The following is a 13,126-nucleotide window of genomic DNA, read 5'->3' on the forward strand; positions in this document are numbered from 1 at the left end:
ATGCGCAGGCGGCTCAGTGGTTGTCGAGCGGCTTACCGTAATCCTGCTCGTTGTTGCGCGTCAGCCACAGCGACAGCGCCTTCAGCGAATCCGGGGTAAACTCGTCGCAGCGCGCGGTGATCTCTTCCGGCGTCAGCCAGCACACTTCAGCCACTTCTTCTTCCTGCAGCGCGAACGGGCCGTGCGACACGCAGCTGAACAGCGCGCCCCACACCCGGCACTGCTCTTCTTCGAAGTAGAACAGACCGTGTTCGGCGAAAGGCACGCCGGCGATGCCCAGCTCCTCTTCCGCCTCGCGGCGCGCCGAATCCAGCACGTTTTCACCGCTTTGCACTACGCCACCCGCCGTCGCATCCAACCAGCCCGGGTAGAAGTCCTTGATCTCGGTGCGACGCTGCACCAGAATTTTTCCCATCCCATCATGCACCACAATATAGGTAGCACGATGACGCAGCCGCTCCGCCCGCATCTGTTGACGACTGGATTGCGCAATCACCTCGTTTTGCTCGTCGACGATATCAACCCATTCGGTATCTGCAGCCTGACCCTGTTCCGCCATCCTCTAAAACCTTCTATTTTGGCGCGATGCATCCCGCGCGCTGGTTAATCAATGAGTGTTTTTCAAAGATTTTTATTGTGTGTGTATAAATTAGTGCGTTTAGCGTGTTAACGCCACCTCCGCGACGACCTTGCCGTCGTCGAGCGCCAGCACGCGCAAAGTGCCCCGATCCAACATGCCGTAGCTGGCCGGAAAGCCCCCTTTCGGGATGCTGACCGAGCCCGGATTGAAGCAATAGATCTCACCCTGCCGCTCCGCCTGCGGCAGATGCGTATGGCCGTAGGCCAAGACGTCACCGCGGGATAACGGCGGCAGTGCCGAGGGATGATAAAGGTGACCGTGGGTCAAAAACAATCGTCTTTTTTGCAGTACAACCTGTTGCCAGGGCGCCTCGATAGGGAACGTCAGCAGCATCTGATCGACCTCGCTGTCGCAATTGCCGCGAACGGCGATGATCTTGTCGCTATAGCGATTCAATCGTTCGGCAACCTGAGCGGGCTGATACCCGGCCGGCAGCGCGTTGCGCGGGCCGTGATTCAGCAAATCGCCCAGAAGAATCAGCCAGTCGGCGCCCTGTTGTGCGAACAATTCCAGCACGCGTTCGGTAGCCGGCAGCGATCCGTGGATATCCGAGGCGAACATCAGCTTCATAACCTTGTCCTATAGAGGGAAATAAGCGCCATTTTACCGCGCCGGCGCCGTGCGGCAAACCGCCGCCCGCTCCGGTGGAGAATTGTGATCCAACTGTGCAGATAGCATCGGACGAATCCCACATAGCCTGCTATCCTTAGCTGCTATTGTTGGATCTCTGATATACCTTTGTGCGCGGCGAAGACCGCAGCAACGTGTAATGAATTACAGATCACCTTACCGCAGGAGGCAACATGATTGACCTGTATTACGCGCCTACTCCCAATGGTCACAAGATCACCTTGTTTCTGGAAGAGGTCGGCTTGCCCTACCGTATCCATCGCGTAAACATCAGCGCCGGCGAGCAGTTCAAACCGGACTTTCTGAGCATTTCTCCCAACAACAAAATCCCGGCGATTGTCGATCAGCAACCGGTGGACGGCGGCGCGCCAATCAGCCTGTTCGAGTCCGGGGAAATCCTGCTGTATCTGGCGGAGAAGACCGGCAAGCTGCTGAGCAAGGGCCTGCGCGAACGCGCCGCCACCCTGCAGTGGCTGTTCTGGCAGGTGGCCGGGTTCGGGCCGATGCTCGGGCAGAATCACCACTTTAACCACTACGCGCCGCAGCCGGTGCCTTACGCCATCGAGCGTTACCATCTGGAAACCAAACGGCTGTACGGCGTGCTGGACGCTGAACTGCAAAAACACCCGTACCTGGGCGGCGATAACTACAGCATCGCCGATATCGCCACCTACCCGTGGGTGGTGTCGCATCCGCGCCAGCGCATCGATCTGGCAGATTACCCGGCGGTGCGCAACTGGTTCGAGCGCATCAGCAACCGCCCGGCGACCGAGCGCGCCTACAAACTGGCCGAACAAGCCTAATCGCCTCCTCCGACTCCCCGTCGGCCGGGGAGTCACATCGTCCTCACGTTATCATTTCCTTACTTTCCGTGTATTCTGAACGCTAATAATCAGACCTATGGAGAATCTCTGATGTCTTTCAGTCAACCCGACGCCGTTATTCGCATTAAAAATCTGCGGCTGCGCACGTTCATCGGTATCAAGGAAGAGGAAATCAACAACCGGCAGGACGTTCTGATCAACGTGGTGATCCACTACCCGGCGGACAAGGCGCGCAACAGCGAAGACATCGCCGACGCGCTCAACTACCGCACCATCACCAAAGCGATCATCCGCCATGTGGAAGATAACCGTTTCGCGTTGCTGGAAAAATTAACGCAGGATGTGCTCGACATCGTAAAAGAACACGCCTGGGTAACCTATGCTGAAGTGGAGATAGATAAACTTCTGGCTCTGCGCTACGCCGATTCGGTCTCCATGACCATGAGCTACCGCCGGGGCTAACTCAGGGAGGTAGACCATGCGGATCCTGATCACCGGCGCAACGGGATTGATAGGCAGCAGCCTGACGGCAAGACTGCTGGCGCTTTCTCACCACATTACGGTACTGACCCGCGACGAGCGGCGCGCCCGAGCCAAACTGGGCGACCGGCCGAGCTATTGGCAAACGCTGGACGACCGGCAGTCGCTGGATGACTTCGACGCGGTGATCAACCTGGCCGGCGAACCTATCGCCGACAAGCGCTGGAGCGCGCAGCAGAAAGAGCGCCTGTGCCGCAGCCGCTGGGATCTGACCGAACGCCTGGCACAGCTGATCAAAGCCGGCAGCACACCGCCCGGCGTGCTGATTTCCGGTTCCGCCGTCGGCTACTACGGCGATCAGGGGCAGGCGGTGGTCACCGAAGAGGAGCCGCCGCACGACGAATTCACCCACCAGCTGTGCCAGCGCTGGGAAACGCTGGCGCTGCAGGCGCAGAGCGACGCCACCCGCGTCTGCCTGCTGCGCACCGGCGTGGTGCTGGCGCCACAGGGCGGCGCGCTGGCCAAAATGCTGCCGCCGTTCCGCTTCGGGCTCGGCGGCCCGATCGGCGACGGCCGCCAATATCTGCCGTGGATCCATCTCGACGACATGGTCAACGGCATTATTTATCTGCTGGATCACGCCACGCTGACCGGCCCGTTCAACATGGTCGCCCCCTACCCGGTGCATAACGAACAGTTCGCCGCCCAATTGGCCAACGTGCTCGATCGCCCGGCGTTTCTGCGGGTGCCGGCATTCGTCATGCGTTTGTTGATGGGGGAAGCGGCGGTGCTGGTACTCGTCGGCCAGCGGGCGGTGCCGAAGCGCCTGGAAGAAGCCGGCTTCCACTTCCGCTATCTGGAGTTGGAACAGGCGTTGGATGACGTTGTCAATCAGCGGGCCGAAGCCCGCTGATCTGAGGTTACTTCAACGCGCCGGACAGGAACTGCTGCAGGCGCGGGCTTTTGGGGTTGCCGAACAGCTCGGCCGGCGGCCCCTGTTCTTCAATCAACCCTTTGTGCAGGAAGATCACGTGGTTGGAAACGTGGCGCGCAAACTCCATTTCGTGCGTCACCACCACCATGGTTTTTCCCTCCTCCGCCAACTTCTGCATGATGCGCAGCACCTCGCCCACCAGTTCGGGATCCAGCGCCGACGTCGGTTCGTCAAACAGCAGCACCTCCGGCTCCATCGCCAATGCGCGGGCGATAGAGACGCGCTGCTGCTGGCCGCCCGACAGGTGCACCGGGTATTTTCCGCGCGCCCGCTCGTCGATGCCCACTTTGTCCAGGTAGCGCACCGCGCGCTCGTGCGCGTCGGCCTTGCTCAGCCCCAACACCTGCACCGGCGCTTCCATCACGTTCTCCAGCACCGTCATGTGGCTCCACAGGTTAAAGTGCTGGAATACCATGGTCAGGCGGGTACGCAACAGCTGCAGCTGCTTCTTATCGAATACCTTCAGCTGGCCGTCCTTGTCGCGCACCATGCGAATATCTTCGTTGTTCAGACTGATCGAACCTTCGCTCGGCTTCTCAAGGAAGTTGATGCAGCGCAGAAAGGTGCTTTTGCCGGAGCCGGAGGAGCCGATGATGCTGATCACATCCCCGGCGTTGGCCGCCAGCGAGACGCCCTTTAGCACTTCGTGGTCGCCATAGCGTTTGTGCAGTTCCGTGACGGCTAATTTATTCTCAGACATGGTTTTCTTCCCGTCATTTATCAGTGACTAACGTGTGCCATCCAGCGTTTCTCAGCCTTGCGGAACAGGCTGATTAACACGTAGGAGATGATCAGATACAGCACCGCCGCGATGCCGAAGGCGTAGAACGGCTGATAGGTCGCGGCGTTGATGTCGCGCGCGATCTTCAGCAGATCCGGCACGGTGGCGGTAAACGCCAGCGCGGTGGAGTGCAGCATCAGGATCACTTCGTTGCTGTAAGCCGGCAGCGCGGTGCGCAGCGCCGAAGGCAAAATGATGCAGCGATACATCTTGAAGCGCGAGAAACCGTAGGCGTTGGCAGCCTCGATTTCACCGTGCGGCACCGAACGGATCGCCCCGGCGAAGATCTCGGTGGTATAGGCGCAGGTGTTGAGCGTCAGCGCCAGGATGGTGCAGTTGAGCCCGCTGCGGAAAAACGCATTGAGAAACTCGCTGCCGCGCACGATCTCGAGGCTGTACATGCCGGAGTAGAACACCAGCAGCTGCACGTACAGCGGCGTACCGCGAAACACATAGGTGTAGAGCCACACCGGGAAACGCACCCAGCGAAGGGAAGACACGCGCGCCACCGCCATCGGGATCGCCAGCAGCCCGCCCATCACCACCGAGGCGATCAGCAGCCACAGCGTGATCGCCACGCCGGTGAAGCGGTAGCCGTCGCTCCACAGCAGCGACTGCCAATACTGTTGCAGGATCTCAATCATAGCTCGGCCCTCTTGACGCCCAGTGAGTAACGCCGTTCAAGCCACAGCAGCACGCCGTTGGAAACGGTAGTGAAGACCAGATACACCACGCCGGCCACGATGGCGAAGAAGAACGGCTGATAGGTGCCTTTCCCCGCCAGCTGCGTGGCTTTGACCACGTCGTTTAGGCCAAGGATCGACACCAGCGCCGTCGCCTTCAGGATCACCTGCCAGTTGTTGCCGATGCCCGGCAGGGCGAAACGCATCATCGCCGGGAACAGAATGCGCCGGAAGATCTGCGCGCCGCTGAAGCCGTAGGCCGTCGCCGCTTCGATCTGCCCTTTCGGCACCGCCAGATAAGCGCCGCGGAAGGTCTCGGTAAAATAAGCGCCGTAGATAAAGCCGAGGGTTATGATGCCGGCGCCGAGCGGATCGATATCGATCTGCGCGAAGCCCAGCAGCGTAGTGATATTGTTCAGCGCGATTTGCAGACCGTAAAAGATCAGCAGCATCAGCACCAGATCGGGCACGCCGCGGATCAGCGTGGTATAGGCGCCGAACAGGCCGGAGATAAAGGGGTTATGAGACAGTTTGCCACCGGCGCCGATCAGGCCGATCACCACCGCCAGCAGCACGGAACTGAGGGCCAGCTCCAGCGTCACCAGAGCCCCCTCGAAAATCAGTTGGGAATAGCCTTGCAGCATCTACTTCACCCTGTGGTCTAGGATCCGAACCATCGGGGCCGGCACGCCGGCCCCGCAGTCACAGCATGGAACGGTAAGCGGATTACCCGCCGTAGACGTCAAAGTCGAAGTACTTTTTCGCGTATTTGTCGTAGGTGCCGTCTTTGCGCATCTCGGCGAAGGCTTTGTCCAGCGCCGCTTTCAGCTCGGTATCGGTCTTGCGCAGCCCCATGCCGGTGCCGACGCCGAAGAACTTGTCATCCTTCACCGATTCGCCGGCGAACGCATAGTCTTTGCCCGGCGGCTGTTTCAGGAAGCCGTCGCTGCCCGCCACTTCATCCTGGAAGGCGGCGTCGATACGGCCGGAAGCCAAATCGGCGTAAACCAGATCCTGGTTCTGGTAAGGCACGACGGTGATGCCCTTCGGCTGCCACATGGCGTTGGCGTAGGCTTCCTGGGTAGTGCCCTGCAACACGCCCACGCTCTTGCCTTTCAGGGCGTCCACGGTAGGCAACAGCTTGGATCCTTTCGGCGCGATCAGACGCGCGTTGGCGGCATACAGCTTGTCGGTAAAGGCGATTTCCTGCTGGCGTTTTTCGGTGATGGACAGCGAAGAGATGATGGCGTCGATTTTCTTCGCCTTTAGGGATGGGATCAGCGCGTCGAAGTCGCTCTCCACGAAGGTGCATTGGGTATTGATGCGTTTGCACAGCTCTTTGGCCAAATCGATGTCAAAGCCAACCAATTCGCCTTTGGCGTTTTTGGATTCAAACGGTGCGTAAGTCGGATCGGTGCCAATCTTCAGCGTGGAAGGAATGGCGGCAAAGGCGCTGCTGGCGGCGCTCAAAGCCAGAACTAACGGCAAAATCAAAACCCGCTTTTTCATAAATTACCCTCAAATTGATTTTTTTGATGCCACTACGGGCATTACTTTTCCCCACCAAATCAATTTGCAGTAATCGTGCCACATTAGGTGCTACGGGCGGAGGGAACGGCTCCGGCCTTCACAATACTGTTTCCTGGGACGATAACCGCAAAATTAAATCGGCCGCTCGGGGCCGCGCCACTGGCAGCCGCGATAAGGCGGCGCCATGAAACAGTGAACGTGATGAAGTGGGATCATTATGGTGCATGCGCCGCCCTAATTCAGTGCGGTGTTGCACAAATGTACCAATTTGGGGATGAAAATGTTAATCAGCACCCTGCCAGCGGGTGAACAGATCGGCCGGCAGTTCGATATCAAACTGATCGATCACCCGATTGACGGTCTGATCGATGATGTCTTCCACGCTTTTCGGCTGGTGGTAAAACGCCGGCACCGGCGGCATGATCACCGCCCCCATCTCCGCCGCCTGCGTCATCAGCCGCAGGTGCCCAAGGTGCAGCGGCGTTTCCCGCACGCACAGCACCAAACGGCGGCGCTCTTTGAGCACCACGTCGGCGGCGCGGGTCAGCAGCCCGTCGCTGTAGCTGTTGACGATGCCGGACAGGGTTTTGATCGAACATGGCAGGATCGCCATACCCAGGGTTTTGAAAGAGCCGGAGGAGATGGCGGCGGCGATATCGCGCGCATCGTGCACCACGTCGGCCAGCGCCTGCACTTCACGCAGGCTGTACGGCGTTTCCAGCGCCAGCGTCTGCCGTGCAGCGTTGCTCATCACCAGATGGGTTTCCACCTCTGCGACGTCGCGCAAAACCTGTAACAGGCGCACGCCGTAGATAGCGCCGCTGGCGCCGGAAATGCCGATGATGAGTCGTTTCATGGAAAATGGCCTCTGCCGTAAAAAGTAAGATCAGGCAGACTTTGCCGCAATGGCGAGGGATAAGCAAGTTCACAGGAGCAAGGCGCACCGCCGCAGACGCGGCGATGCCCCCTGATGGATCAACGCAGGCGGTTAGCCTTCGTTATGCAGTTCCAGATTTTCCGCTTCGGTTTGTCCCCGCAGCGCCTTGGCGTCGTCGCTGCGCAGCGACTCCAGGTATTCCAGATAGCTTTGATCGACGTCTTTGGTCACGTAGATGCCGTTGAACACCGAGCATTCGAACTGGGTGATGTCCGGGTTCTCTTCGCGCACCGCTTCGATCAGATCGTCCAGGTCCTGGAAGATCAGCCCGTCGGCGCCGATGATCTGGCGGATTTCATCCACTTCACGCCCGTGGGCGATCAGTTCGTTGGCGCTCGGCATGTCGATGCCGTAGACGTTAGGGAAACGCACTTCCGGCGCGGCGGAAGCCAGATAGACGCGCTTGGCGCCCGCTTCGCGCGCCATTTCGACGATCTGCTCCGAGGTGGTGCCGCGCACGATGGAGTCATCCACCAGCAGCACGTTCTTGTCGCGGAATTCGGCGCGGTTGGCGTTCAGCTTGCGGCGCACCGACTGACGACGCGCCTGCTGGCCCGGCATGATAAAGGTGCGGCCGACGTAGCGGTTCTTCACAAAGCCCTGGCGGTAGGGCTTCTCGAGAATACGCGCGATCTCCAGCGCGATGTCGCAGGAGGTTTCAGGGATCGGGATCACCACGTCGATGTCCAGATCTTCCCATTCGCGGGCGATCTTCTCACCCAGCTTCTGGCCCATGCGCACGCGGGCGCTGTAGACCGAGATCTTGTCCATAAAGGAGTCCGGGCGAGCGAAATAGACGTATTCGAACAGGCACGGGTTGGTTTTCGGGTTCTCTGCGCACTGGCGGGTGAACAGCTGGCCCTTGGTGGTGATGTACACCGCTTCGCCCGGCGCCACGTCGCGCAGGAACTCAAAGCCCAGGGTATCCAGCGCCACGCTCTCGGAAGCCACCATGTACTCGCTGCGGCCATCCTCCAGCGTGCGCTTGCCGATCACCAGCGGGCGAATGCCGTTCGGATCGCGGAACGCCAGCAGGCCATGGCCGATGATCATCGCCACGCAGGCGTAAGCGCCGCGCAGTTGCTGATGCATGGCGGCGACCGCGGTAAAGATGTTGTCGGCCTCCAGCGGGTAGTGCGGGAAGCGATCCAGCTCGCTGGCCAGCACGTTCAGCAGGATTTCCGAGTCGGAGGTGGTGTTGACATGGCGGCGGCCGCTTTCGAACAGCTTTTGGCGCAGCTCATGGGCGTTGGTCAGGTTGCCGTTGTGGGCCAGCGTAATGCCGAACGGCGAGTTGACGTAGAAAGGCTGGGCCTCAGAGGCGCTCGAGCTGCCGGCCGTCGGGTAACGCACATGGCCAATGCCCATGTTGCCCTGCAAGCGTTGCATATGGCGCGCCTCAAACACATCTTTCACCAGGCCGTTGGCTTTACGCAAACGGAACCCGTTGTGGGCGTCAATGGTGACGATGCCTGCGGCATCCTGGCCACGGTGCTGAAGCACCGTCAGCGCATCATAAATCGACTGGTTTACCGGCATGAAACCGGCGATACCGACAATACCGCACATGTTGTCTTTTCCTCATCAGCGCTACCGCCCCGGCAATTGGGTCGGCAAGAAACTCGACGTGCTCTGCAGGTAGTCAAAGAACCACCTGATGACGTAACTGAACTGGGGAATGAGCTGCGACTGTTTCCAGTCGGCACTCTGTGAAAAGCCGGTAAAGGTATCCAGGAAGAACAGGATCGCTGAGACGATCAATACTCCGCGCAGCGCGCCGAAGCAGATGCCCAACACCCGGTCGGTGCCCGACAACCCGGTTTTCTCTACCAGTGAGCTAATCACATAGTTAACAATAGCCCCTACGATCAAGGTCGCGATGAACAAAATCGCGATCGCGATGCCGTTTCGCACCAGTTCATCTTCAAAACGAGTGAAATAGACCGCAAGGTAAGAGTAGAAATGGCTGGCAACAAAAAACGCACATCCCCATGTCACAAGTGACAATGCTTCGCGAACAAACCCTCGGATCAGGCTCACCAGAGCCGAAAATCCAATCACCGCTATAATGACGTAATCAATCCAGACCATGAACTATTCCAATGATGAATCGCCCCTGCATCCAATTCGCGGCGAATTCTAACAGAAAAAGAAAACGTTTGCGTAGGGGATTTCCTACCACGTTACAAATAAAAAGCGGCGATCAAAAAATTCCCAATCGCCGCGCCTACATAGGTGATTTCGCCTGTAAAAGGCGCGGTTTTTCTCGCTTTCTCTCCACCACTCCTTAATTCAGGGGCGCATCGTGCTGCGCCCCTGCGGGGTTTAACGGCCGTACGGCTTCACCTGCCCGCTCAGCCCGCTGATCGAGTTCAGCGACGGCAGCGCCGCCTGCAGCTTCTGCTTGGAGGCATCCGGGCCGACGTAGATGCGGGTGATCTGCCCCTGCACCGGCGTTGACGGCACGGTAAAGGCGCGATAGCCCGAGAGGCGCAGCGAGGCGACAATCTCGTTCGCCTTGGCGGCATTTTTCAACGCCCCGAGCTGCACGACGTAGGCTTGCCCGGCCGGCGCTTTTTCTTCCGCCGGTTTCGGCTGCGGCGTCGGTTCAGGTTTCGGCGTCGGCTCCGGCTTCGGTACCGGCTTCACTTCCACCGGTTTCGGTTGCGGCGCCGGTTTCGGTTTCACTTCCACCGGTTTGGTTTCTACCGGTTTCGGCTTGGGCTGCGGCACCGGCTGAGGACGCGTCTCGACCGGTGGCGGCGCCACCTGCGCCGGCTGCTGAGCACCTTGCCGCACCGCCTGCTGCGCCGCCGCTTCGTTGGCCGCCTGCTGTTCGACCAGCGCGCCCGCCCCTTCCGGCGGCTGCGCCGGTAGCGGTTGTGTCACCGGCGGCAGCACGTCGTTCTCTTCGACGTCGCCCGCCTTCGGCACCAACGGAATGGCCGCGAATTCATCCTCGTAATGCTTCTTTTTGCCGTCCAGCAACCCTGGCAGGATGATCACCCCCAGCGCCACCAGAATCACGGTTCCGACCAGTCGGTTCTGAAATTTACTCGCCACTCACACTCCCCGCATCTCGTCTGACGCCGCCATCACCTGCGCCACGGTGTGGAACGATCCACAGACGATCACAATATCCTGTTTATCAGCATCCTGCATAGCCTGCCGCCAGGCAGTTTCGACATCATTAAAGCGGCGCGGTTCCGTCAGATGTTGCGCCAGCTGTTCGACGCTGGCGCCGCGCGGCCCGTCGAGCGGCGCGCAGTACCATTCATCCACCTGCTCGCTGAGGCAGGCCAGCGTGCCGGCGATATCCTTGTCCGACAGCATGCCCACCACCGCGCGCACCTTGCCGCCGTTGCGCGGCAGTTTGGCCAGGCGCCCGGCCAGATAGCCGGCGGCGTGCGGATTGTGCGCCACATCGAGGATCAGCGTCGGCTCACGCCGCACGATCTGGAAGCGCCCCGGCAGCGTCGCCTGCTGCAGCCCGGTGAAAATCGCGCGTTCGTCGATCTCCAGCGGAGAACAGTTGAGCGCCGCCAGCGCGGTAGCGGCGTTGGCCAGCGGTACGTTCGGCGTCGGCAGATCGGTCAGCAGCGTATCGCCGCCCTGCCACTGCCAGCGATCGCCCTGCTCGCTGAAGCGCCAGGCTTCGCCGCGGCGAGACAGCGGCGCGCCCAGCGTTTCGGCAACCTGACGAATGCTGTCCGGCATGTCGGGTTCACCGACCACCGCCGGTTTGCCGCTGCGAAAAATACCGGCCTTTTCACGGCCGATGCTTTCGCGATCGTTACCCAGCCAGTCGGTGTGATCGAGCGCAATGCTGGTGATCACCGCCACGCTCGGATCGACGATGTTGGTGGCGTCGAGGCGCCCGCCCAGGCCCACTTCCAGGATCACCACGTCGAGCCGCGCCTGTTTGAACAGCTGCAGCGCCGACAGGGTGCCGAATTCGAAATAGGTCAGCGACGTTTCGCCGCGGCCGGCTTCAATGGCGGCGAACGAGCGGCTGTGCTCCGCTTCGCTCAGCTCTTCCCCCTGAATGCGCACGCGTTCGGTATAGCGCACCAGATGCGGCGAACTGTAGACGCCGACGCGCAGGCCGGCGGCCAGCAGAATAGCTTCAAGGGTGCGACAGGTGGTGCCTTTGCCGTTGGTGCCGGCAACGGTGAACACCGTGGGTGCGGGGGTCAGTAAATCCAGATGCGCCGCGACGCGCTGTACGCGCTCAAGGCCGAGTTCGATCGCCTGGCTGTGCAGACGTTCCAGATAATAAAGCCACGAGCTCAATGGCGACGTGGCTTGGGGAATTTGGTGGTTTTGCATGAGTCCCATCACTGAACTTGGGTTCATTAATCCATCAGGGCACCACCCTCACCGCGGTAAAGGCGATGCGCTTCGTGACTGCCGCCAGCCTGCCAACCGCAGCGGATAGGCTACGGCCGGCGGAGAGCGGGCATCAGCCGTCACTTAGCCACAAAGTGGCGGCTGAACCCGGGCGGGATCTGTCTTTGCCTCAGGCGTCGGCCTGCTGCTCCGGCTCAATGACCGGCGCGGCCTCATCGAAATGCGGCTGCGGCTGGTTGGTCAGCTTGGACAGAATGCTCGCCAACGTTTGGCGCATTTCCGGACGGCGAACGATCATGTCGATCGCGCCTTTTTCGATCAGGAACTCGCTGCGCTGGAAGCCTGGTGGCAGTTTCTCGCGCACGGTTTGCTCGATAACGCGCGGGCCGGCAAAACCGATCAGCGCTTTCGGCTCGGCGATGTTGATGTCGCCCAGCATCGCCAGGCTGGCGGAGACACCGCCCATGGTCGGGTCGGTCAGCACGGAGATATACGGCAAGCCGCGCTCCTGCATTTTGGCCAACGCCGCGCTGGTTTTCGCCATCTGCATCAGCGACATCAGCGCTTCCTGCATACGCGCGCCGCCGCTGGCGGAGAAGCACACCAGCGGACAGTTGTCCTCCAGCGCCTGCTCAACCGCACGCACGAAACGCGCGCCGACCACGGAAGACATCGAGCCGCCGATGAAGGCGAATTCGAAGGACGCGGCGACGATCGGCATACCGTACAGCGTGCCCTTCATCACCACCAGCGCGTCTTTCTCGCCGGTCGCTTTCTGTGCGGCGACCAGACGATCTTTATAGCGCTTGGAATCCTTGAATTTCAGAACGTCCTTCGGCTCCAGATCGCTGCCCAGCTCCACTTCGCTGCCTTCGTCCAGCAGGGTATGCAGACGCGCGCGCGCGCCCATACGCATGTGATGGTCGCACTTCGGGCACACTTCCAGATTCCGCTCCAGCTCGGCGCGGTAGAGAACCTGGCCGCAGCTGTCGCATTTAGTCCAGACCCCTTCAGGAATGCTCGCCTTACGGGTTTGTGTGATATTGCTCTTGTTAAGAATTCGTTCAATCCAGCTCATCGATGACCTTTCTGTTTGAACCTGGCACACGCCAGTCCGCTGTTCATGCTTTAACAATCCCCCCGAAAACACCCCAATGAAAAAATGCCCGTTCGCGGCGCGGCAAGCGCGGCGACTGAGGCATCGGCTTCAGGGTTGTTCGCAGGAACAGACCATAATGTCGCTCATTAAACCATATCGGCCCGACGCTGTGGACAAA

At 60.2% G+C, this 13,126-nt stretch carries 15 protein-coding genes; 3 read left to right on the forward strand and 12 right to left on the reverse strand.

The window, feature by feature from the left end; all coding sequences use genetic code 11:
* Window positions 1–13: 13 nt before the first annotated feature.
* Window positions 14–559, reverse strand: coding sequence for an NUDIX hydrolase YfcD (yfcD, locus tag ACJ8IJ_RS05075; RefSeq protein WP_004936086.1), 546 nt, complete (start codon window positions 557–559; stop codon window positions 14–16).
* 99 nt (window positions 560–658) lie between these two features.
* Window positions 659–1,210: a phosphodiesterase gene (gene yfcE / locus ACJ8IJ_RS05080; RefSeq protein ID WP_004936089.1), complete on the reverse strand. Its 552-nt coding sequence runs from the start codon at window positions 1,208–1,210 to the stop codon at window positions 659–661.
* Window positions 1,211–1,443: 233 nt separating this feature from the next.
* Here yfcE and yfcG point away from each other — a divergent pair, with 233 nt between their 5' ends.
* The 3 genes from yfcG to ACJ8IJ_RS05095 all read left to right on the forward strand — a co-directional run bounded on the left by yfcG (window position 1,444) and on the right by ACJ8IJ_RS05095 (window position 3,487).
* Window positions 1,444–2,073 (forward strand): GSH-dependent disulfide bond oxidoreductase, encoded by a 630-nt coding sequence (gene yfcG, locus ACJ8IJ_RS05085; RefSeq protein WP_004936091.1) that lies wholly within the window; start codon window positions 1,444–1,446, stop codon window positions 2,071–2,073.
* Between the two features lie 111 nt (window positions 2,074–2,184).
* Complete coding sequence (gene folX, locus ACJ8IJ_RS05090) at window positions 2,185–2,556, forward strand: dihydroneopterin triphosphate 2'-epimerase (protein WP_004936094.1); 372 nt, start codon at window positions 2,185–2,187, stop codon at window positions 2,554–2,556.
* Between the two features lie 16 nt (window positions 2,557–2,572).
* Entirely contained in the window at window positions 2,573–3,487 is a 915-nt protein-coding gene (locus ACJ8IJ_RS05095) for a TIGR01777 family oxidoreductase (RefSeq protein ID WP_286093486.1), read from the forward strand.
* A gap of 7 nt (window positions 3,488–3,494) precedes the next feature.
* On the opposite strand, the gene hisP is transcribed toward ACJ8IJ_RS05095, so the two are convergent.
* The 10 genes from hisP to accD form a co-directional block, all read right to left on the reverse strand.
* Entirely contained in the window at window positions 3,495–4,268 is a 774-nt protein-coding gene (gene hisP, locus ACJ8IJ_RS05100) for a histidine ABC transporter ATP-binding protein HisP (RefSeq protein ID WP_004936098.1), read from the reverse strand.
* Window positions 4,269–4,288: 20 nt separating this feature from the next.
* The gene (locus ACJ8IJ_RS05105) at window positions 4,289–4,993 is read right to left on the reverse strand and encodes an ABC transporter permease (protein ID WP_004936100.1); all 705 of its coding nucleotides are present in this window, start codon (window positions 4,991–4,993) and stop codon (window positions 4,289–4,291) included.
* Complete coding sequence (locus ACJ8IJ_RS05110) at window positions 4,990–5,676, reverse strand: histidine ABC transporter permease HisQ (protein WP_015378590.1); 687 nt, start codon at window positions 5,674–5,676, stop codon at window positions 4,990–4,992. The genes ACJ8IJ_RS05105 and ACJ8IJ_RS05110 overlap by 4 nt, the downstream gene beginning before the upstream one ends.
* A gap of 82 nt (window positions 5,677–5,758) precedes the next feature.
* Complete coding sequence (gene hisJ / locus ACJ8IJ_RS05115) at window positions 5,759–6,541, reverse strand: histidine ABC transporter substrate-binding protein HisJ (protein ID WP_004936109.1); 783 nt, start codon at window positions 6,539–6,541, stop codon at window positions 5,759–5,761.
* A gap of 304 nt (window positions 6,542–6,845) precedes the next feature.
* A complete protein-coding gene (locus tag ACJ8IJ_RS05120) occupies window positions 6,846–7,418 on the reverse strand; it encodes a UbiX family flavin prenyltransferase (RefSeq protein WP_004936112.1) in 573 nt (190 codons plus the stop codon).
* A gap of 132 nt (window positions 7,419–7,550) precedes the next feature.
* Window positions 7,551–9,068 (reverse strand): amidophosphoribosyltransferase, encoded by a 1,518-nt coding sequence (gene purF, locus ACJ8IJ_RS05125; RefSeq protein WP_004936117.1) that lies wholly within the window; start codon window positions 9,066–9,068, stop codon window positions 7,551–7,553.
* A 21-nt stretch (window positions 9,069–9,089) separates the two neighbouring features.
* Entirely contained in the window at window positions 9,090–9,590 is a 501-nt protein-coding gene (cvpA, locus tag ACJ8IJ_RS05130; protein ID WP_044030790.1) for a colicin V production protein, read from the reverse strand.
* A gap of 234 nt (window positions 9,591–9,824) precedes the next feature.
* Window positions 9,825–10,562, reverse strand: a complete 738-nt coding sequence (gene dedD / locus ACJ8IJ_RS05135; RefSeq protein ID WP_015378591.1) for a cell division protein DedD — start codon at window positions 10,560–10,562, stop codon at window positions 9,825–9,827.
* A complete protein-coding gene (gene folC, locus ACJ8IJ_RS05140) occupies window positions 10,563–11,828 on the reverse strand; it encodes a bifunctional tetrahydrofolate synthase/dihydrofolate synthase (protein WP_033632498.1) in 1,266 nt (421 codons plus the stop codon). It abuts the gene before it with no gap.
* Between the two features lie 190 nt (window positions 11,829–12,018).
* Window positions 12,019–12,927, reverse strand: coding sequence for an acetyl-CoA carboxylase, carboxyltransferase subunit beta (accD, locus tag ACJ8IJ_RS05145; RefSeq protein WP_004936126.1), 909 nt, complete (start codon window positions 12,925–12,927; stop codon window positions 12,019–12,021).
* Window positions 12,928–13,126: the final 199 nt, after the last annotated feature.

The sequence above is a fragment of the Serratia sp. CY40230 genome (genome assembly GCF_052168835.1).
In the GTDB taxonomy this organism is placed as follows: Bacteria; Pseudomonadota; Gammaproteobacteria; order Enterobacterales; family Enterobacteriaceae; genus Serratia; species Serratia nematodiphila.

What these genes read in the sequence shown, in the direction of transcription:
- yfcE (WP_004936089.1), bottom strand. Translation starts at nt 1,210, where the DNA reads ATGAAGCTGATGTTCGCCTCGGATATCCACGGATCGCTGCCGGCTACC.
- hisP (WP_004936098.1), bottom strand. Translation starts at nt 4,268, where the DNA reads ATGTCTGAGAATAAATTAGCCGTCACGGAACTGCACAAACGCTATGGC.
- cvpA (WP_044030790.1), bottom strand. Translation starts at nt 9,590, where the DNA reads ATGGTCTGGATTGATTACGTCATTATAGCGGTGATTGGATTTTCGGCT.
- purF (WP_004936117.1), bottom strand. Translation starts at nt 9,068, where the DNA reads ATGTGCGGTATTGTCGGTATCGCCGGTTTCATGCCGGTAAACCAGTCG.
- folX (WP_004936094.1), top strand. Translation starts at nt 2,185, where the DNA reads ATGTCTTTCAGTCAACCCGACGCCGTTATTCGCATTAAAAATCTGCGG.
- ACJ8IJ_RS05110 (WP_015378590.1), bottom strand. Translation starts at nt 5,676, where the DNA reads ATGCTGCAAGGCTATTCCCAACTGATTTTCGAGGGGGCTCTGGTGACG.
- ACJ8IJ_RS05120 (WP_004936112.1), bottom strand. Translation starts at nt 7,418, where the DNA reads ATGAAACGACTCATCATCGGCATTTCCGGCGCCAGCGGCGCTATCTAC.
- yfcD (WP_004936086.1), bottom strand. Translation starts at nt 559, where the DNA reads ATGGCGGAACAGGGTCAGGCTGCAGATACCGAATGGGTTGATATCGTC.
- yfcG (WP_004936091.1), top strand. Translation starts at nt 1,444, where the DNA reads ATGATTGACCTGTATTACGCGCCTACTCCCAATGGTCACAAGATCACC.
- ACJ8IJ_RS05095 (WP_286093486.1), top strand. Translation starts at nt 2,573, where the DNA reads ATGCGGATCCTGATCACCGGCGCAACGGGATTGATAGGCAGCAGCCTG.
- ACJ8IJ_RS05105 (WP_004936100.1), bottom strand. Translation starts at nt 4,993, where the DNA reads ATGATTGAGATCCTGCAACAGTATTGGCAGTCGCTGCTGTGGAGCGAC.
- hisJ (WP_004936109.1), bottom strand. Translation starts at nt 6,541, where the DNA reads ATGAAAAAGCGGGTTTTGATTTTGCCGTTAGTTCTGGCTTTGAGCGCC.
- accD (WP_004936126.1), bottom strand. Translation starts at nt 12,927, where the DNA reads ATGAGCTGGATTGAACGAATTCTTAACAAGAGCAATATCACACAAACC.
- folC (WP_033632498.1), bottom strand. Translation starts at nt 11,828, where the DNA reads ATGCAAAACCACCAAATTCCCCAAGCCACGTCGCCATTGAGCTCGTGG.